The organism is Pseudomonas sp. B14(2022) (assembly GCF_012030485.1).
Taxonomy (GTDB): domain Bacteria; phylum Pseudomonadota; class Gammaproteobacteria; order Pseudomonadales; family Pseudomonadaceae; genus Aquipseudomonas.
Window position 1 is genome coordinate 33,708 of record NZ_JAAUVM010000010.1, and the last position, 20,071, is coordinate 53,778.

General features: G+C 56.5%; 13 protein-coding genes and 1 tRNA gene. 7 read left to right on the forward strand and 7 right to left on the reverse strand.

Annotation, left to right across the window (positions count from 1 at the left end; genetic code table 11):
- Positions 1-3 precede the first annotated feature (3 nt).
- The 6 genes from HCF10_RS16360 to HCF10_RS16385 all read right to left on the reverse strand — a co-directional run bounded on the left by HCF10_RS16360 (position 4) and on the right by HCF10_RS16385 (position 11,566).
- On the reverse strand, positions 4-3,882 hold the full coding sequence (locus HCF10_RS16360; protein WP_167655953.1) for a cellulose biosynthesis protein BcsC: 3,879 nt from the start codon (positions 3,880-3,882) through the stop codon (positions 4-6).
- Positions 3,864-5,060 carry a cellulose synthase complex periplasmic endoglucanase BcsZ gene (gene bcsZ / locus HCF10_RS16365; protein ID WP_167655954.1) on the reverse strand — a complete coding sequence of 399 codons (1,197 nt, stop codon included), beginning with the start codon at positions 5,058-5,060 and terminating at the stop codon, positions 3,864-3,866. Before bcsZ ends, HCF10_RS16360 begins: the two co-directional genes overlap by 19 nt.
- Entirely contained in the window at positions 5,057-7,330 is a 2,274-nt protein-coding gene (gene bcsB / locus HCF10_RS16370) for a cellulose biosynthesis cyclic di-GMP-binding regulatory protein BcsB (RefSeq protein WP_167655955.1), read from the reverse strand. The genes bcsZ and bcsB overlap by 4 nt, the downstream gene beginning before the upstream one ends.
- Positions 7,327-9,546: a UDP-forming cellulose synthase catalytic subunit gene (gene bcsA, locus HCF10_RS16375; RefSeq protein ID WP_167655956.1), complete on the reverse strand. Its 2,220-nt coding sequence runs from the start codon at positions 9,544-9,546 to the stop codon at positions 7,327-7,329. Before bcsA ends, bcsB begins: the two co-directional genes overlap by 4 nt.
- On the reverse strand, positions 9,543-10,592 hold the full coding sequence (gene bcsQ / locus HCF10_RS16380; protein ID WP_443200913.1) for a cellulose biosynthesis protein BcsQ: 1,050 nt from the start codon (positions 10,590-10,592) through the stop codon (positions 9,543-9,545). Before bcsQ ends, bcsA begins: the two co-directional genes overlap by 4 nt.
- Before the next feature lie 566 nt (positions 10,593-11,158).
- Positions 11,159-11,566, reverse strand: a complete 408-nt coding sequence (locus tag HCF10_RS16385; protein ID WP_167655957.1) for a hypothetical protein — start codon at positions 11,564-11,566, stop codon at positions 11,159-11,161.
- Between the two features lie 188 nt (positions 11,567-11,754).
- Here HCF10_RS16385 and HCF10_RS16390 point away from each other — a divergent pair.
- From HCF10_RS16390 to HCF10_RS16425, 7 genes are all read left to right on the forward strand, one after another.
- Positions 11,755-11,830: transfer RNA gene (locus tag HCF10_RS16390), tRNA-Thr, on the forward strand.
- Between the two features lie 171 nt (positions 11,831-12,001).
- Positions 12,002-13,324, forward strand: coding sequence for a tyrosine-type recombinase/integrase (locus tag HCF10_RS16395; RefSeq protein ID WP_077432277.1), 1,323 nt, complete (start codon positions 12,002-12,004; stop codon positions 13,322-13,324).
- Positions 13,325-14,235: 911 nt separating this feature from the next.
- Positions 14,236-15,213 (forward strand): integrase domain-containing protein, encoded by a 978-nt coding sequence (locus HCF10_RS16405; RefSeq protein WP_167655958.1) that lies wholly within the window; start codon positions 14,236-14,238, stop codon positions 15,211-15,213.
- A complete protein-coding gene (locus HCF10_RS16410) occupies positions 15,210-15,533 on the forward strand; it encodes a hypothetical protein (RefSeq protein WP_159906148.1) in 324 nt (107 codons plus the stop codon). Before HCF10_RS16405 ends, HCF10_RS16410 begins: the two co-directional genes overlap by 4 nt.
- A gap of 938 nt (positions 15,534-16,471) precedes the next feature.
- Positions 16,472-17,140, forward strand: a complete 669-nt coding sequence (locus HCF10_RS16415; protein ID WP_167655959.1) for a hypothetical protein — start codon at positions 16,472-16,474, stop codon at positions 17,138-17,140.
- A 23-nt stretch (positions 17,141-17,163) separates the two neighbouring features.
- On the forward strand, positions 17,164-17,631 hold the full coding sequence (locus tag HCF10_RS16420) for an ImmA/IrrE family metallo-endopeptidase (RefSeq protein ID WP_237683128.1): 468 nt from the start codon (positions 17,164-17,166) through the stop codon (positions 17,629-17,631).
- Positions 17,632-17,634: 3 nt separating this feature from the next.
- On the forward strand, positions 17,635-18,762 hold the full coding sequence (locus tag HCF10_RS16425; RefSeq protein WP_159906144.1) for a beta family protein: 1,128 nt from the start codon (positions 17,635-17,637) through the stop codon (positions 18,760-18,762).
- A gap of 8 nt (positions 18,763-18,770) precedes the next feature.
- On the opposite strand, the gene HCF10_RS16430 is transcribed toward HCF10_RS16425, so the two are convergent.
- Positions 18,771-19,424, reverse strand: a complete 654-nt coding sequence (locus HCF10_RS16430) for an MmcB family DNA repair protein (RefSeq protein WP_159906142.1) — start codon at positions 19,422-19,424, stop codon at positions 18,771-18,773.
- Between the last annotated feature and the right edge of the window lie 647 nt (positions 19,425-20,071).

Sequence of the window (20,071 nt, forward strand, 5' to 3'; positions counted from 1 at the left end):
CAATCAATTCGAATAAGGGGAACGGTAAGGGCTGACCGGCAAGGGCATAGGCCCGCTCAGGTCTTCAAACAGGTAGCGCAGGTACGCGTTGCCAACGTACTGGCGATAGTCCTGGGCGTTGTCGACTCCGACTTCGCCCCCCAGGTAAAAGCGTGAAGTAAGACGGTATTCGGCGGCCGCGTTGAGACTGTAGCCAACGCCGGTCTTGCTGCTGCTGTCGTATTTTTTGGTGGCTGCGTTGCTTTGAAGCGTACTGTCCGTAGGGAAGTAGTCGGCGCCATCTTGCGCGATATGCTGCACGCCCACCGAACTTTTCAACTCGTAGCTGAAGCGGTCGAAGCTCTGCGCCCAGCGAACCGGTACAGCCAGGGAAAAGAAGCGCTGCGGACTGAAGTAGCCGCCATTGCCATAGGTGTAAAAACCCTGGTTGTCCTTGAAGCCCATAGCCATGCCGCTGACACCCAGCGTCAAGGTGTCGGTTGGCGTGTTGCGCAGGTACCAATAGACGCCGCTGCCCAGTTCCATACGCGTGTTGTCTTCAACATTATTGCCGAGCAACTGGTGCAGCGAAGCATAGCCGTAGGCCCCCACTTCCTGGTTGTCATAGCTCAGTTCGGCACGCCCGCCGTTGGCGGTGACGCCGCCCCATTTTTTGCGCTCCCCATTGGCGGTCGTGGTTTGCGAACCGGCAAACGACGTCACGCTGTCTGTGACCGGACGCCGCGAAACATTCACCCCATAGCGCAGATTGCCGCCCTCGGTGAACGGTCGATTCACACTCACGCCACCCACCACGGTGCTATAGGTGAAGCCCAGCGGGCTGACGCCGACGTCGGCCTTGACGCCTTGCGCCGGGTCTTCCACGGCGACGGCCAGGCCGACACCGTTCTCTCTCTGGGAACCCTCCGTACCGGTGCCCGCACCAAAGCGCGCTGCCGAGATGGCCTTGACCGTCCCGGAACTCAAACTGACCGGCGTAGCACGCAACGCGACGTTGTAGTCACCCACCGGCATGCGTGCCTCGAACGGCGTCTCCACGTCGGTGATTCGGCTCAGGCCACTTTCACCGTTGTTGCTGCGCACGCTCAAACCTTGCACCAGGTAGCCGCTACGATCACGCAGCAGACCATCGAGGGCACGACGTGCCGGACTCAAGGTCGGGTTATCCAGCGCAGCAATGCGGGTAGGCGGTACAAACGGGTCGCTCAGCTTGCTCGAGGGTGCGAAGCCGGCAGTCACCAGGGTATTCCCGGGCGCCGATACCGGCGCCGGCATCACATTGGCCGGCGCATCGATCGGTGGCGGAACTGCGCCGCGGTCAACGGCCAAATCAGTAATCTGTCGACGCTGGCCAGGCAACCCGACAAACGGGTTGTACGCCACACCTTGCGCATCCGCCAAGGCCGAGCGCGCCTGGACGCGCTGAGTGTTTTCGATGGCCAGGGCGCGACGCAGCAATTCGGCCGCTTCGGCATTGCGGCCCAGGCCTTGGTAGATCTGGCCGGCGGCCGTCAAGGTCTCGGCACTGGTCGGGTCCAGCCGCAGCGCCTTGTCGGTAGCCGACTCAGCCAGGCTGCGATTACCGCCCTTCAAGGCGATCCCCGCAAGGCCCAGTTGCAGGCGCGCGTTATCCGGGTTCTGCTGCACGAGCGGCTCGTAAAGCGCCATAGCTTTCTTGCCGTCGCCACCGTCAGCATACATGCGCGCCAGCACCGCAATGGCCGACGTGTCATGGGGCCGTTGGACCAATGCCGGTGAGAGCATGTCGTAGGCGGCCACCAGGTCGTTCTTCTCGCGCAGCGCATCGGCTTGCTTGACCCGATATTGAAAGATCAGGTCTTCGTAGCGCTGGCGCCCGGCGTCACTCAGCGCCTGGCCCTGTATGTCGCGCAGGATGTCGCCAGCCTCGGTGTAGTGGTTGGCCTTGAGCAGCACACCGGCGTAGAGCAGCTTCTGGTCGGCAGTCGGGTTGGGGGTGTTGTCGAGCACGCCTTGCATGATCTGCAGGCCCTCTTCCGGTGCGCCGACGTCCACATAGGCAGACGCCAGTACCGCCAGCCGCTCCGGCTTTTTACCGGCCAGGGTCGCGCTGCGCCCCAGCAATGCCAGGGCTTCCGGGCGCTGGCCACGGCGAGCACTCTCAATGGCGATGTCGGTCTGTTTGTGCAGGGCGATGTCGCTCGCCAGCTCATTCATATCCGCCGTGCGCTGGCCGGCCGGAATGCGCGACAGCGTCGCGTCCGCGGCTTTCCATTCGTTCAGTTCGACTGACAGCAACGAACTGGTGTACAGCGCGTCCGGCTGGTTGGGTTGACTCTTGAGCAGGCCATCGAGCAAAGCGCGGGCGTTGCGGATTTGCCCGTCGCGCAGGTAAACACGCGCCAGGGCAAAACGGGTCCAGGGATTTTCCGGATCGGCGTCGAGCGCCTGCTGGTAAGCGGCCTGCGCGGCTTTCAAGTCGCCACGCTGGTCGGCCACCTTGCCCATCTGGGTGGCACGCAAGGCTTTGATTTTCACGTTGGAGGACAGCTTGGTGCGATCTGCGGCAGACACCGAATCGATCAGCTTCAAGGCCTCTTCCGGGCGGCCGGATTGCGACAGCACACCGATCAGGCCGTTCAACGCATCCGCATCGCCAGGGTTGCGCGCCAGCACCTTGCGGTAGCTGGCTTCGGAGGCGTCGAATTGATTGTCCTGGGCCTGGAAACCGGCGAGGGCCACGGTAGCATCCGCGCGGCCCGGGTTCAGGCGCTCAGCCTGCGCCGCCAGGTCACGGGCCTGGCTGCTGCGGCCGGCAGTCTGCGCATCCCGAGCCTGCTTCAAAAGGCTCCAGTAACGCACGTCATTCAGGGCTTTTTGCCAGGCTGCACCGCCTGGCAAGCGGGTGGCCTGGACCAGGTAATTTTCCGCCTCGCTGAAGCGCTGCTGCTGTTGGCGGACTACACCCATGCCGCCGAGGGCATCGACATCGTTGGATTTTTCCGCCAGACGTGCCGCCAGCAACGGCTCGGCGGTCTTCAGGTCGCCGTCGTCGAGGGCCTTGAAGGCCTTGACCAGCTTCGGATCACGCTGCCAGCCACCCTCCCCCTTGCCTTGGGCAATGCCCTTGTTCATCAGCGCACGGATCTCGCTGTCATCCGGGTGCTTGGTCAGGAATTCCTGGAATAACGGCACCTGATCACGGTTCGGTGCCCCCAGCCAGACCAGTGCGAAGCGCCAGCCTTCGTCTGCGGCGCCGCCGACTTCGTTGTTGGTCGCCAGACGTGCCATGGCACGGATACCTTCGACACGGGTGCTCGGGTTACGCGCCAGATGCCTGGCCAGGAACAGCGCGGCAATGCCGTCATCCGGCCGCTCACGGGTTACGCGTTGCAGGCCGGCGATACCTTCTGCGGTGCCTTTGGGGGTGAAGGCCAGGGCGTTGTAATACTCACGGGCGATCAAGCCTTGAGGCGGGCGCCCCTGGAAAATCTGGCGATACAGCGCCACGGCCTTTTCGCGTTCTTCGACCGGCTCGCCCAGCTCACGAGCCTGCTCCAGCAATTTGGCATTGGTGGGCGTGCTGACCGCGATATCCTGCTCCAGCAGCAACGCCTGGCGCGGCAGCGGCGAAAGTGCGCGCAGACGGGCCAGGTATTTTTGTGCCTCTTCCGGGTGCTGCTTCTGCACCTGGATCAGTCCCATGCCATACAGCGCGTCCGGCTGTTCGGGGCTCAGGCCCAGCAGTTTTTGCCAGGATTCCGTGGCCCGCTCCGGGTTTTTCTTCGACTGCCAGTAGTAACCCTGCTCGATCAGCAAAGCTTGTGGGTCGGTCGTTGCGGCCAGGCTGACGTTGGACGCCAGGGTGGCCAGTATCGCGAGGGCTAGCGTGTGACGGCGCATGCGCCCTCCCAGAATAATTTGACCGTACCGTCCTGTTCGAAGCGGTACTTTTGATCGGTAAAGCCTTGGCTGAACAGGCTGAGCATGTAGTCGTAATACACCGGCTGATCGCCGTCGGCCGCTGATGCGACCAGAGCCTTGCCCAGCACATCATCCAGCTTGTGTTTTTGCAGTTGAGCCAGGGCGGTTTCGCCGCGTGCCTGGAAGAACACCAGAGCAGATGCCGAGAACCCCAGCGGCGAATAGCCGTTGTTCTTTTCGGCCACACCGGTGAGCACGTGAATCTTCTCCGGTGGCAAGCCATTGGGAGACGCCGCCGTAGCACGCGAAAAACCACCCAACGCCTTGAGCATCGGCGCCGCCAGCGGGTCCCCTTTGGCGGTCATTCCAGCCCACAGGTAAGTGCGGATGGCGTCGTAGCTGCCCAGGTCATCGGAATACGGATCGACCACAAACACCCCGGTGTTTGCACCCGTGGCGCGGTAACCCACCCAGTTGGCGGCGATGCCATGGGGGTTGCTCTTGGGGTCGGCGAGCATTTTGGCGTTGCTCTCAGCCACCTCATTCCAGCCGCCATTGGGGCGTTCTTTGTGGAAGCGTCGCAGTTGCGCCAGCACTTGGTAGCTGGGGTTGAAACGCCACAAACCGTCTGGGTAGCTGTAACCCACCGGCCCCGGCAACAGCATCTTGCCCAGGCCCGGCACGCGTACGATCAAGGTCTTTTCGACATTGGCCAACACCAACTGCGCATCGGCGCGGTACTGCGGCACATTCCACACACGTGCCGCTTCCAGCAGCGCGTAGGCGACCCACAGGTCAGCATCGCTGGCGGAATTGGCGTCGATCAGGCCCCATTCGCCGCTCTGGGTCTTGCCCCACAACCAGCCCGGCAGGGTGCGGCTGATGTCGTTGCCGGCCATATTGGCCTTGGTCCAGGTCCAGAGCTTGTCAAACCGCGCGCGGTCGTTGCCCACCAGCGCAAAAAACATCGCGTAGGACTGTCCTTCAGAATTGCTTTCGCTGGGGTTCAGGGACGAATTCAGCACCCGCCCGTCATCCTGCACAAACCGCTTCGCGTAGTTCTGCCACAGTGGCCACTGCGCGTCGCACGTCTGCGCCTGGGCTGCGCCGGCGAAGAGCGCGATGCCCAGCGCAACCCAACCGGCCGGACGCATCATGCCAGCCGCCGTTTTGCACGTGCCCGCAGGGACAGGTAGATCAGGCAAGTGACAATCGCCAGGCCAAGGAAGGTCAATAACAGCATCCAGCCCAAGTTCTGCGACAACTGCCATTGCACCTGCTTGAACAGGCCCAGCTTGCCGACGTAGTACTGCTGGTCAGCCACCAGCGAACTGACTTGCGTACCCTGTACCACTGCGAGGCTGCCCTGGATGGTGTCTTTGAACTGGTCACCGCCGATCAGCACGGCTGTCGCGGCCTGCAGGCCTTCGGGCTTGACGCTGGAGATCAACACCACACTGCGCCCAGCCTTGAGTGGCGACTCGAAACCGGCAAACCAGGTACTGGTTGCCAAGCTATTAAAGCTGAGCGCGGCGTTGGCTGCATGCTTATTGGCTTCGGCGTCAGGACTCACCCAGTTGCTCACGTAGCGCGGCAGGTCAGACAATTTGAAGTGCTGTCGCGGCCCGTCAACGTTGGCCGGCAGATACTGCTGCCACTGCTTGAACAACGGCTGGTCAGCACCGGTGGCGATCACCAGCAGGTCCTTGTCGGCAACGCTTTGCACGTCCTTGGCCTGTACCACTTTGACCGCGGTGGCCGGGTAGCCGGTGGACTCGCCGAAGCGGCCAAGGATGGTGAGGTAGGCACTCAGCTCATCGGTGCCGAAGGTGTCCGGCAACACCACGGCCGACTCGGAAAGGTCCGCCAGGCGGGTGAACGGGAAGCCAGCATCGTTGAACACACCCAGGTTAGGCATGGCGATAAAGTGCTGGTAGCCAGTGATGTCCAGGCTCGAATCCGGGTCGATGGTGCCGCGCATGTTGTCGACAATAATGTCGCGGCATTCACCTTCCTTGATGTAGTCGTACATGAAGCGCAGCTGCAGCTTGGACATCGGCGACGCCGAGCTGATCGGCAGCAGCACGGTGGCTTCGCGCGGCAGCGTGTTGTCTTTCTGCATCATGCTCAGCAGGGTCTTGCCGTCCGCCAGGCTGGTGATCGACGGCAGCGGCATGGACTTCATGAACTGGTCATCCATGCCCACGAGCAGCGAAGAATTAGTCGACACCTGCTGCGGTGTGTAGCGGTATTTGAGATGCAGCGGCACGCCCTCTTCACGCCAGTTGAACAGGTCGGGCGGCAGGCGGAAGTCGACACTGATCGCACCTGGGTTGTAGCCCGAAACGCTGAGTTTTTTCAGCTCGACCAATTCACCCAGGCGCACCGGACGATCGCTGGGCACCCAGTTCGGCGCGTCATAGGGGCGACGCGGTGCCAGGCTTTCGAACTTGTCGATCACCACGCTGCTGCCGGCCAGCACCGGGCTTCCCAGTGCCACGGCGGTGGCGGCGCGCTTGAGTTCGGCGCCATCACGGCCCGACACGATCAACAGCTTGCCCTGCGGGTCGTTGGGGTTGGTGATGAGGTTCAGGGTCGGCCCGGTGGCTTGCGCCACTTTGATGCCGTTGACGTCAACCGCGCTTGGGCTCAGCACCAGCACAATGGCGTTGCCCTTGGCCGGTATCGTGCCGTAGGTGGTGGGGAACGTCGCGCCACGGTAACTGGCCAGCGCGCCGAACCACGACGACAAGGTAGCCGCCGCTTCCAGCGTGGCATTGTCCGGTGCGGTAGCAAACACGAACGGCAGGCGGACCTGGCGAGCATCGCGTTTATCGAAGAACGGCAGCGGCAACACCGACAGGTCGTCCTTCAACGGGATCTGCGACACCTGCAGTTTCAGCTCGCTGCTGTTACTGATTTTTGCCCACAAGCTACTGTGCAACGGATCTTCGCAGGACATGGTGTAGTGACCGATGAACTGCACCCGCAAGCGGTTGAATTCGGTGATCAGGTGCGGCGGGATCTGCACCAGTGTCTGTTGCGCAGTGCCCGCGCCTGCTTTGGTCAGCGGGATGCTGGCGGCCACCTCATCATTGACCAGCACGTTGATCTGCGACAGATCCGCCAGTAAGGCCGGCGAGTAGCTGTAGTTGAGCAACACTTGCGCACCGGTCACCACCTGGTCGGCGCGGATATCGAAGTTGACGCTGTCGGACGACTCCACACCTTGCAGGTTCATGGCGTCGCGACGCCCCAACTGCCTGAGGGTCAGGTTGTAGCCATCGTCGGCGCCTTGCACGGCCACCGCAGCGGCAGGCGGTTTTTCGGCCGCCTGCAGCAGCGGGCTCAGGCCCAGCAGCGAGGCAGTCATCAACGCGAGTGCCGCGCGTACGTGGGCACGCGCAAAAATTGGTGTGGAAGTCATGGCTTGTCCATCAACGTGTCGAGCGGTTGTGAGGGAGTGCGGCGCAAGGCCATTCGCAGTTCATACAGAGTGGCGCGGCACAGGGTGAACAGGCCACCAATGCCAATGCCACCGACTTCACGCAGGGCTGCCAGCGGTGTGTCGGGCTGGCCGGCCCCCCAACTGGCTGCCCAAGTGTCGGCACGGGAAAACGTCAGGCGGACCAGCTCGCTTTGTTCTCGCAGCGACAGGGATTCGAATTGCGCTCCGATCTGCGAACCTTTACTGAATGCGACCCGCGCCTGGAACAGGCTGTCCTGACCGTTTCGCGACAGCACCAGCTGCACCCGTTCGCCCTGGCTAATGGAGTGGCCCTCATCGAGGATCAGGCCAAAGCCATTCTGGGAGAAGTCCTGGGTGACACCGGCGAGTACACGACCGTCGGCGCAGATTACGCTGACCGGCAATTTCGCACTCACCCGCGGTTCGGAACGCACTTGCCGCGTCTCGGACGCCACGGCCACGGCCGCACTGGTGATGATCAAGTTATAGAGGGTCCAGGTCAGGTTGATCGCCACCGTCACGGCAGTGGACGCATCGCCCCAGATCAATTGGTGCACACCGAAACCGATGCCGACCAGGTTCACCAGTAACAGCACCAGGTAAGGGCGCGCCAGCTTCCAGTCGAAGAACTGCTTATCGATGATGCCGCCCTTGTCGGTGACGTTGAAGCCACCGGCCTTGGGGTTGACCAGCGCCACCAGCACCGGCGGCAGGATGTACCAGGCCAGTACGGTCTCGTACACCTCGTTCCAGAACGAGTGCCGGAAGCGGCCCTGGATGCGTGAGTTGGTCAGGCTTGAATGCACCAGGTGCGGCAGTACATAAGCGACGATCATCAGCGCCGAGGCATGGAAAATCTCCGCGCCAAAGACCAAATAGGCCAGCGGCGCGGTGAGGAACACCAAACGCGGCAAACCATAAAAGAAGTGCAACATAGCGTTGGCGTAGCAGATGCGCTGGCCCCACTTGAGGCCCTTGCCCAGCAGCGGGTTGTCGGTGCGGAAGATCTGCGCCATGCCCCGCGCCCAGCGAATCCGCTGGTTGATGTGGCGCGACAGGCTTTCCGTGGCCAGGCCCGCGGCTTGCGGGATCGCCAGGTACGCCGTGTTGTAGCCCAGGCGGTTGAGCTTGAGCGCGGTGTGGGCGTCTTCGGTCACGGTCTCGACGGCCACCCCGCCGATTGCCAGCAGCGGCTCACGGCGAATCACCGCACACGAGCCGCAGAAGAAGGTGGCGTTCCACAGGTCGTTGCCGTCCTGCACCAGGCCGTAGAACAGCTCGCCCTCGTTGGGCACGGCGCGGAAGGTGTCGAGGTTCTTTTCGAACGGGTCCGGGGAGAAGAAGAAGTGCGGCGTTTGCAGCATCGCCAGCTTCGGATCCTTGAGGAACCAGCCCAGGCTGACTTGCAGGAAGGAGCGCGTCGGCACGTGGTCGGCGTCGAACAGCGCGATGTATTCGCCGTCGGTGACCTTCAATGCTTCGTTGAGGTTACCGGCCTTGGCGTGGAAGTTATTGTCGCGGCGGATGTAGTTCACGCCGATCTTGCGGCAAAAGTCGCGGAACTCGTCACGGCGACCGTCATCGAGCACGTGGACGCGCAGCTTGTCCTTGGGCCAGTCCATCGCCTGGGCGGCGAAGATGGTCAGTTTTACGATACTCAGCGCTTCGTTATAGGTGGGGATGAACACATCCACCGTCGGCCATTCTTCCGGCTCGGCCTTGAGCCATACGGGCGTGCGGCGCAGCGGCCAGGCGGTTTGCACGTAGCCGAAGATCAGCACGATCAGGGCGTAGAACTCGGCGGCGACCAGGCCGTAGCCGAAGAACATGTCGAGCCAGGTTTCAAAACCCAGGGTGGAGGTGAGTCGCCAAAACATGTAGCGCAACGAGGCCACCAGCGACAACACCACCAGCGCGAGGATTGCCAGGCGCCCCGGGACCTTGCGCAGCACCAGCACCGCCATGAAGCACACGGCGGCAAACAGGCATTGGCTGTAGAGGTCCAGCGGCGCGCTGATAACGCCCATAAGCAGCAGGGCACCGAGCACGCAACTGGCAAATACCAGCACCGTACGCAGCGCCGCAGGCCAGCGATTGAAGCGCGCGATGGCGCCATTCAGGCGCTGTTCAGCGCGCCCTTCGACGAAGGGCGTGGAAGACGTATTGTCGGTCATGGGAGGTCCGAGTCGATGCGTTCGAGCAAGGTACGGCACAGGGCGTGGACGTCCTGGCAGCCGATACTGTTGACGGTAGGGTCGAGGGGGTCACGCCCGCAGGCCTGGGCTTCGCTGAACGCCAGGTCGCGGTGGACGATGCCCAACAGGGCAGTACCGAGGCGCGTCTTGAACACCTCGGCCATGTCCAGGCTGAACCGGTGGGCGGCGTCCAACTGATTGATCACATAAAAGCGTCGTGGTGGTTTTGCGCGTTGCAGGTATGGCGCCAGCACGCTGTCCATCTGGTCCAGGGTGCTGAACGACGCCACATCCGACTGCACCACCACCAGCACCGCGTCGGCGACCGACATGGCTTGGCGGAGGTACACGGTGTTACCGGCCGGTACGTCGATGATGACCGTGTCCTGGCCGTTCAGTTTAAGGCTGGCCAAACGCTTGCCAAGCCACTCGGAATCCTGGCCCAACCAGCGATTCAAGCTCTGCTGCTGCTCGTGGTCAGTGCCACCGAAGGCCACCAGGCGGCAACCGGCAAAGCCTCGCTCGGGCAGGGCTTCCCAGCCTTCGTTAAGCAAGCTGGTGGCGCCGACGCCAGGGATGTCGAGGCCCAGGCACAGGTGATGACGCAGGGCGTTTTGCGGGTCAAGGTCGAGGGCAAGCGCCGGGTGACCCTGGCGCTGCAAGCCACTGGCAAACGCAGCAGCCAAGGTGCTGCGGCCGACGCCGCCTTTGACCGAAACCACCACCACCACTTTCGGCGTGGACGGCTCCGAATACACCTCGCCTTGCGGCCCCTGTACCACTTCGGGCAGGGGCAGGTGGTCGGCGTCGCCATGGTTCAGCTCTTCGAGCAAACGCAACAACGGAGCCGATGGGGCTTCATCTAAAAGAGCTGCCAATGCAGGCAGGGGAGCAACAACCTCCGGGCTTTCCAGGACCTCTACTTCGTCCTCGATGAACTCATGGATAAAGTCGATTTCGCGGTAGCCATTCGGGTTGGCACCCAGCTTGTTGAATAGTTTTGAAATGTCATCTGCTCGACTCACTCACTGCCCCTCCCCACCTGGTTTGCCCTTTAAAGGCGATAAAAAGGTCAGCAATAGGCTGACCTTGTATTTTTATAGTTATGTGTTGGCCGAGGTATTCTGTGATATCACAATGATAGTGTCAGTATTTTGATGATTTTAACCGGGTATTATCCGACGAACGGCATGGCGCCATTTTTATGACTATTTCGCCGAGAAAAATGCATCCCTCGTAAGAACATGGACTTGCACTGATTTATCGTGATTTTTGTTGGCCTAGTGGTCAGAAACGGCACAAATCTGACATGCCCATAAACAGATAATCGATTGGCTCAAACCTGTCTCGAAAATTTGCCTACACGATTTTGCGATTAAACCTACTATTCATATCGCGCGACAGAATACGCAAACCGCGGCGGGATTCAAGGCAAAACCCGCCCGGCGGTCGCCCGTAAAGGCACGGCCGGTGTATGTCTGCGCAGCTCCTATGGATGCAGCTTCTATAGATAGAGGAGAGAGCCCACACCACCCGGTAGCTCCTCGGGGGTCGCCCCCTGAACGGGACTTCCTGATCACCGTAAAGCTTGTTAACGAACCCGCCGCTCGGTGAATTCGTAGTCATCCTGGCAATCGCTGGTAGGGTCCGCCGCGACACTCACGTAATGCACCGTGTCCGGATCCAGCAGCTGATAGGTGTACACATCCGGCGAACGCACCCCATCGGTGCGCAACTCATTCTTACCGTTGGCCGCCGACCACGAACCCTGCTCGGTCTGAATCACCTGCGTCTGCTGCGCATCGCGGAAAAAGGTAATGGTGAAACGGCCATCGGGCTTGAGGTTGTTGGTCCACGACAGAAACTGACATTTGCCGGTTTCCGTACGCAGGCCTTTCCAAGTGCCGACCAGCGCGGAGTCGTTGCCGGGCTTGGTAGTGGAGCACGCGCTGAGAGCAGCGGTGAGGAGGATGAAGCACAGGGAGAGAGTCCGTTTCACGTGGGGCTTCCTTAGATAGAGATGAATTCAAGATCGCGCCGGCCAGACCGCTCGGCGACGAGGGAAGAATCCTACCCGTGCTTGCCGGAAAAAGGGGCGTTGGTGGAAAAAGCTCGGTCTCTGCAAAAATAGTCAGAATTCAGGGGTTTACAGAACGTTGCCAATCGCTATAATCGTCGCCCTAACACGCCGGTATAGCTCAGTTGGTAGAGCAACTGACTTGTAATCAGTAGGTCCCGGGTTCGACTCCTGGTGCCGGCACCATACAAGGTTCCAGAGAAGGCTTTCAAAATCTCTGGAACCCCCGAAAAACCCGCCTTCTGGCGGGTTTTTTCGTTTTGGCGTTCCATCGGTTTCCGTCAGAAACTGGTGGATTCCAACCGTTTTAAGGGTAGAGTTTGGGATACAGGTCACTTCGATAAAGGGAGTACCCTTATGTCGCGCACCACAGCTCCGCTCTCCGACGCAGCTTGCCGCTTGGCAAAACCTACAGACCGCGCCTACAAGCTTTTCGACGGCGATGGCCTCTACCTCCTAGTCCAACCCAATGGCCGCAAAGGCTGGCGGCTCCGTTACGTCAAACCTGACGGACGCGAAGGACTGACATCGTTCGGCAACTACCCCGTCATTGGCCTCGCCGATGCGCGCCGCAAGCGCTTGGAAGTCAAGCGAATGCTGGCGGATGGCGTTGATCCTATAGAAACCAAGCACCAAGCCAAGGCGGAAGCCGTAATCAAAGGCAGAACCTTTGAAAGCGTTGCGCTCGACTGGCATACGGAAATGTCGGCCAAGTGGGCACCAGGCCATTCCAAGACAGTGATGAGCCGCCTCAAAACCCACGTATTCCCGCTGATCGGCGCACGCGCCATTGTTGATCTCGACACCCATGACCTTATGCAGCCCTTGGAAGCGATCAAGAAGCGCGGAACGATCGACGTTGCTTTAAGGGTACAAAACTACCTGCAGAGCATCATGCGCGAGGCAAAGCGCCTCCGGCTTATCACCATAAACCCTGCTTACGATCTCGAAGGCTCGATCAAAGCCCCGCGGGTGGTACATCGCCCCGCTCTACCCTTATCGCGACTGCCGGAACTGCAGGAGCGGATCGACACCTATAAAGGCCGGGCACTTACCCGTCTTACGGTGATGCTGTCGCTGCATGTGTTTGTACGATCCAGCGAGCTGCGTTTCGCACGCTGGAGCGAGTTCGACCTCAAACGCGGCACCTGGGAGATACCGGACACTCGACCCGCGCTGGAGGGAGTACCCTTTTCCACAAGGGGTACGAAGATGGCAGGGGATATCCATTTAGTACCCTTATCGCCGCAAGCAGTGGCGCTACTCGAAAAAATCCATGCACTCACAGGCAAATTCGCATTGGTCTTCGCAGGGGATGCCAAACCCTGGAAGCCCATGTCCGAAAATACCGTAAACAACGCGCTTCGGACGATGGGATACGACACCAAAACCGATATCTGCGGGCATGGATTTCGTTCGATGGCCTGCAGCGCACTGATCGAGTCAGGATTGTGGTCGGAGACAGCCATTGAACGGCAGATGAGCCACAAGGAGCGCAACAACGTCCGCGCCGCTTACATCCACAAGGCCGAGTTCATCGAGGAGCGCAGGCTGATCATGAACTGGTGGAGCCGGTACCTGGAGGCCAACCGGCAGGAGCATGTCACTCCACACGAGTTCGCGAACCAGACCGGACCGAACGTCACTCGCTTAAAAGCAAAACGTGGCGCAACTGAGTAAGCGCTCGGTCTTTATATCTCAGTGATCCGCTTGTCCACGCGGGTCCATCCAAACAGGGCTGCAAAGCCGCCCTGCTTGGATGGACCTCACTTAAAAAATCTAAAGCCCACACAACTGTCTGTGGAAAACCACTGATTTCCACCGGTGGATAATTTCATCCACAGCCGCAGAACTCCCGAAAATTCGAGCCTTGACCCGAATTATCCACAGGCGTAGAAAAGATCGGGCAAAGCGCTGTCGCCGACAGCAACCCAGGTAGCCAGAACCTTTAAGGCTACGCCACACGGTGGTGGTTCTCCCAAAGTGCGATTAGCGTCCGGCGGCTCGCACGGTCACAGCGATGTGATGGATGCCTACTTTTACCAGTGTGCCCACTGCGGCAACTCATCCTCTTTCATAGCTGCCCTGCAGCAACCTATCCGCTTGGCCATTCCCGTGCGCCAACCTGCGCCCGTCTCTTTCTCCCGGAAAGAGACGGGCGCTCCTACCGCTGCTGCAGCCCAACTCGTACAAGGCTTTGCGGCATCCCCCCTCGTGACAATCGGCGTGACAAACACCGAAGTCACCCGCAACAGCGATGCAGATGATGGTGCCGCAGCCCACGGAATGGACTGCACCTGACTGACAGTCAGGCATGCCCCGGTCATCGCTTCACTGCCTTCACCTGACTCAGGATCTCGCGGCGCCGGTCTCGTCAACCGGCGCAGCCTCCACCCGCCCACTTCTTTGGAAGTGTTCAGGAGGCCAGATCATGAGGTGCCCAAGCTCCCGGTCGTAAAGAGCCGCCAGTCCCGCGTTAGTGGACAACCCTCACAGGTCGCAGGGGCCTTGATCCCTGATAACACTCAGCATTCTTGGCGGGATGACGTGGGGAAGGTTTTAAAAGTTTTGGCTTTGAGCGGAGTTCGATCATGGCACTGGTAGGTAAACGTGACGGGCGCAATTTTGGCTATGGTCGGCAAATGAGTTATGCCGGGCCGCTGGCGTTAAAAGACATGTTCGGCGGAGGGCATTACGGGACCGTCAAAGCGCACAGTGATCGTTGGCAAGCATTCGTGCGCTGGTGCCGCTCAGACGATGGACCAGGACTCAACGATGCACGGCAGATAGATCGCCAGATCTTGTCGGATTACGCGGCGCATCTGCGTCACTTAGTCGAGCGCGGCGACTTCACTATCGCCACCGCACAAAATCGATTATCCAGCGTGAACCGGACCATGGCAGCGCTTCGTGGTGATCAGCACGTGAAAGTGCCTAGTCCGAGCAAGGCGCTGGAAATGCAGCGCACCACAATCCGCACGAGAGTTCCACAAGGCCAGGATCGCGAACACGTGATGCGCATCCTAGATGCGCTCCGCAAACAGCATCCTCGTGCCGCCGCCATCGCACAGTTGGCACGCACCACAGGGATGCGCCTGCGCGAAGCCATCTTAGCCGACCTACCGCGTCTTCAACGGGAGGTCGAACACTACGACAAGATCAACATTCAGGATGGCACCAAAGGAGGTCGCTCGGGAACGTCAGCACCTCGCTGGATAGTCACCAATGATCATATTCGCGAAGCACTGAACTACGCCGAGCATGTGTCGCCCACCGGTAGCCGCAACCTGCTGGCACCTAATGAAAGCTATCGAGACTTTCAGCGGGAAGTCGTCCGCCTCGCACGGGGCATCCTGCAGACCCATCACCTCAAAGGCTTCCACGAATTGCGGGCGGCCTATGCGTGTGAACGCTATGAGCAGATCACCCAGCATCCCGCGCCCATCAATGGCGGCCATTGCTACCAACTGGACCAGCGTTTGGATCGTGAAGCTCGGGCGCAAATCAGCTATGAACTAGGTCACGGGCGTATCGACATAGTGTCGGCGTACATCGGAGGCCGAGCATGAGCAAAGCATTCGAAATGGAGCTGTTTCTGGCGGGCGTCCTGAGCGGGTCGCATTCCACGCGCCAGCGCCATATTCGGCAGGCTAAGGCTATCCAAAATGCAATTGCAGACCGCTGGCATCGAGACAATCCGTGGATGTGGCAGCGGAAGCACCTCGTGTGGCTTTTAAATCACCACCTGAATGGGCATGCGGAATCATCACGCTATTACTTTGTGCTGACGATACGGTTGCTCACGAAGCGATTAGGAAAGCCATGGCAGTTCAACCATAAGGCGAAGGACGCTAATCGCCACAATTATCTTCGTCTTCCAGGTTCTTGAGAGTTTTCCAGCCGCTCAACCCGCATCCCGCATCCCGCATCCCACGCGGGGCACGCATCCCTGCTAGTTGTTCATCAGTGGATGAATTTACCTTAATCGGTCTGCTCCACCGCAGTTCTACCCATTCGTTCTGAGTCCTTTCATGCTCGATGTCGTCGTGAAGAACGTCCACCACCAAGCAACTCACACTTGGCCACTCGTCTTGGCCAGATCGGCGAGATAGCGTGAAAGGTCTTCCGACAGGTTCAGGGATATCCCGATCCTGGTCGTCTCGATGGAGGACGGTTGTTGGGCATCTTAAACCGGCAAACACTCACTTGAATTTGCAGGCTGACGCGAGGTGATTCTCGACGTCTCCCGATTTTAGGCTGATTTAGCTTTCCGGGCGACGTGGCTAGCATCAAGTCAGTATATCCACGCTGGGAGCTCTAAAGGCTTGATAACACACAGCATTCGTGGTCGGATCAATGACCGAGTCGATAATCGGTTTAGACTCAAGCCTTTGAATAATTTGAATGAGTACCCCTAAATAGCATCGGAGGTTGAATATTGGCCCCGCCTAATGGCACACTGATACTAATGAGCAGATGAAAGTATATATTAAAACTAGACATCCAATCATCATAAAAGTATAGGCAGATAGTAGGGCTATTCACTTCAAGCTTCAAGGTAGTAGAAGGAGAAAGTGCAGTGATGGAATATATAAAATCTTGGAAAGAGACTTTATCAGATGTCCGAGAACGAAAGCGTATGGAGAAAGCCACGCCGTCGCACTCTCAACATCGACACGATTTAACGCGCATACAACAAATACCTTCATCTATGCTTTGTCTTTTTTTCGTGCCCCCTGCTGGCATACTCCATCTTTTATCACCAGCCTATACAGTAATTAAAGGTTGGAGAACAACAAACCGGCGCATTGCAGCGTCGACAACATGATGAACAACAGTATGCCCAACTCAGCGCAAGAAAATAGCACTCCGATTCTAAATATAAGACATATACGCTTAACAACAACGTTAGCCACAATGATTCTGGCTTTAATTATGAGTCTTTATGCCATCAAGACTCTTGCAGAAACATCCAACACCGAAACAAAAGAACAAAGTCAAGAAGAGTTAAGTCTGACAAATCACAACAACCTGAAAGACTATCTTCTTATTCAGGAGATCGTCCAGTCGATGAGTCCCAAAGCGGATTCCAGCACACGAGATCTCGCACTGGAAGTAAAACTCCAAGCTGAAAAAATAAAAAATCTAGAGAAAGAAGTATCAGAATTAAGAAAACCTGACGATAACAACGTGGCAACGCTTTTATTATCCGCCGTGTCAGTAATCATCACTGTACTTGGAGTACTTATTGCGATACTAGCAATACTTGGGTATCGCAATATCAAGAACGAAGCTATTAAAGACGCTCGAAAAACCGCCAAAGAAACTGTAAAAATAGTCGCCAAAGAAGAAATTCCGAGAGCAACAGAAGAGAATATAATTAAGCTAATCGAAGAAAACCGATTCGACAGATTAATTCAAAATGCTGTGGAAAATATTGTATATCGAGATACTTCAATGCCGGATGAAGTTGCAGATGAGGAGCGGTCAAATTGAGAACTTCGCCAGAATGGAACTCTTTGAGCGATCATCAAAGAACCGTCATATCTTCGCATCAAACTAATCTGCCAGTGGCGGTCGGAGCAATCGCCAAGGATCTCGGATTAACCATCCTTAAATCTACTATGCCAGGTTCAATTTCAGGAGAAATAAGGGAGACCGAGGGAGTTATTACGATCAAGGTTAATCGCCACGATGTTAAAGAAAGGCAACGATTTACTATTGCCCATGAAATCGCGCATTTTTTGCTACATCGTGAACGTCTCGCTGGCGGCATCACAGATGATGTACTTTATCGCTCAAGACTCTCGGACGATCTGGAAAGAGAAGCCAATAGATTAGCGGCAGATATTATAATGCCTGCCTCGCTTATCCAAGAAGCGCTAATTATGCATGGTGCGCTAAAACCAGATGATCGATATAAAAAAATCGCTGAGCTCGCCCAAGTATCGCTCGCCGCAATAAAAATCAGGACGGGGAAAAAATAGTTTATGCAAGATACATTTCCAAATTGGGAATACATACCGATCTTAGCAATAAGTCTTGCTGAAATGACGGCGATTGCACAACTCCCCGACAAAGACAAAGATGAATTACTTCCGCTCTTTTCCCTGAGAGGATGGGTTAGTGCTCACCGCCTGGAAAACTCACTCAAGAAAATTGAGGAGTCCATAGGAAACCGTCCTTGGATCTCAGATATCGACGAAAAATTTCTTTCCGAAAATAAAGTATTCCTGTTCACAGGAAAATATCCAGAAAAACCCGTGTATCAAGAATTAGTGCAGCTTTTAGACCCTAGTAACAGTTATGACAATTGGTACAGTTTCATAAAAAGCCAAAAAAATGCGATCCCTTGCCTTCGACATGAAAGCCTACAAGATATTGAGGGCCAGATTAACAAGCTGTCATCCCTTGACAGAGGATTAGTCTTGAGGATCTGTCCAAACGAGCTAAATATTGAGAAGCATCAACGCTTGGTTACCGCTCTCAATGTTACTAAAGCGGAAAATGTTCTTATTATTTACGATCTAGGTGGGATCGACGTAAATTTCCACGAGAGGATTCCGCTTTTAGAAAGGCTGATGATAGAAGCAAAACGCCAGATTGCAAATGTTACGATATCAATAAGCGCGTCCTCTTTCCCTTCAGGTTTTGCAGGGCAACATCGAGGAACGAACTCTATATACGAGAGAATTCTGTTTAACACAATAGCAGAAAAAGGAATCTTCAATCCTGTCGTTTATTCCGACAGAGGAAGTGCACGTGCAGAGAAACAAGATGGTGGTTCGGGAGTTCCTCCTCCTAGAATTGATTACCCATTAAAAAAAGATTGGAAATTCGTCAGACGAGAAGTTGACGATAACGCGCCAGACTCCAAAGCCAAACGCACGACTGCCTATATAGACATTGCAAAGGAAATCATCAGTGATGAATATTGGATTCCAGAGCTACGCCTTTGGGGCACCCAACAGATTGAAATAACCTCTGAAAATAATGAGTTCGGAATTTACAGCGCTCAAAAATCAACCGCAGTTCGCATCAACATCCATCTTTTCAACCAGCTTCATTACAATGCTATTGGGGATATAATTAACACCGATGAAGAGTGGGTGGATTGACCACTCTCTCATGCTACCTCGACTACACGTTTCAAATATGGACTCAACAAAATCACATCGGATGGTCTGACGCTGCCGAAAGCACAGACCTTAGCCAAGAACCTATTTGACGGCATGCTAAATCTCTTAGAAATCCCGTCTAGAAGTATGTCTTTCACGTCAGATTTAGAAATCTTATTCAACCTACTTGAGACTTCCATTTTCAGCTCATACATTGCAAGGTCGGAAGGAATTATGCCGATCCGCCTAGCTAGAAGGGAGACCTCTCTCTTCGTCATAAGCTCAAGGTAATTTTGCTTAGATATATTTTTAATCAGCCGCCCCTTGCGAATCACCTTTAACCCGTCCGAGGTTACCTCCCAAACCGCCACATCATCATCAGCGATAGCGAGGACCCCTTCAACGTACTTCCCAGCAACGGCAACAATGACGCGATCGAAGTATTTTCTGTACTCTTCGAGCTGTCCCTCCAATCGAAATAACGAATCTTTTTCGCTCTTAATTTCAATTGCGACCATCTCTTGATTCCGAATATAACCAAGATCTACCCTGCGAGCTTTTCTTGCCAAGTTCATCTCACTAAAAACAAGGGACGAAAAATCAATCTGCCCTGTTTTCAAAAGCTTGTCTAAAACCGTCGTTTTAATCTCTTTCTCACCCATATTTAAACACCGCTTTCATACATTTAACCAACGCACACACCCCAATAATAAAGCATATCTGCAGCAGACACGAAAACAAAATATTTTCAGCACTCTTGGCATTTTCAGCACTCCCCGACTGCTCTGGAAAATATTAATTATCCACAATATCGAAACTTAAGTATAACCTGCCTTGAAATCAATATAAAGCTAGAATTCTGCACCGATCCAGATAAGCCGGCAACTGTGGACGTCATCACCACTCTTTCACTCGCACGCATAATATTTATGGCGCTTCCAGGTTATCCCCAATATACAAATCCAATTCAACTCAAGCCAAAAAAGTACAACTATCGAACTCCAAATAACACGTACTCCCTATTGATACCTTTATCTAGCATACTATGCATTACCTCCGTACAAACGAAGTGCTCCCTATTACCGGGCGCAATCCGATTAGAACGAAAATCAAATAATAAGATCAATCAGAAAGCGCGGACATGCCACGATTATGGGATGGGCCGTTTTATCAGTTAGTAAAATCGTGGGTTGCATGGGTTGAAGATATCTAGGATACGGGGAGCAGTCCAAATGAGCTTGCAAGGTGTGTAGAAAATCCAAGGCAATTCAGTGAGCACCAACTGCTTAAGGATAGAAATAGGGGTAAA

Bases quoted from the DNA above. Each gene is read 5' to 3' on its own strand.
- HCF10_RS16360 (WP_167655953.1), bottom strand. From the start codon at position 3,882: ATGCGCCGTCACACGCTAGCCCTCGCGATACTGGCCACCCTGGCGTCC.
- bcsZ (WP_167655954.1), bottom strand. From the start codon at position 5,060: ATGATGCGTCCGGCCGGTTGGGTTGCGCTGGGCATCGCGCTCTTCGCC.
- bcsB (WP_167655955.1), bottom strand. From the start codon at position 7,330: ATGACTTCCACACCAATTTTTGCGCGTGCCCACGTACGCGCGGCACTC.
- bcsA (WP_167655956.1), bottom strand. From the start codon at position 9,546: ATGACCGACAATACGTCTTCCACGCCCTTCGTCGAAGGGCGCGCTGAA.
- HCF10_RS16395 (WP_077432277.1), top strand. From the start codon at position 12,002: ATGTCGCGCACCACAGCTCCGCTCTCCGACGCAGCTTGCCGCTTGGCA.
- HCF10_RS16405 (WP_167655958.1), top strand. From the start codon at position 14,236: ATGGCACTGGTAGGTAAACGTGACGGGCGCAATTTTGGCTATGGTCGG.
- HCF10_RS16410 (WP_159906148.1), top strand. From the start codon at position 15,210: ATGAGCAAAGCATTCGAAATGGAGCTGTTTCTGGCGGGCGTCCTGAGC.
- HCF10_RS16415 (WP_167655959.1), top strand. From the start codon at position 16,472: ATGAACAACAGTATGCCCAACTCAGCGCAAGAAAATAGCACTCCGATT.
- HCF10_RS16425 (WP_159906144.1), top strand. From the start codon at position 17,635: ATGCAAGATACATTTCCAAATTGGGAATACATACCGATCTTAGCAATA.
- HCF10_RS16430 (WP_159906142.1), bottom strand. From the start codon at position 19,424: ATGGGTGAGAAAGAGATTAAAACGACGGTTTTAGACAAGCTTTTGAAA.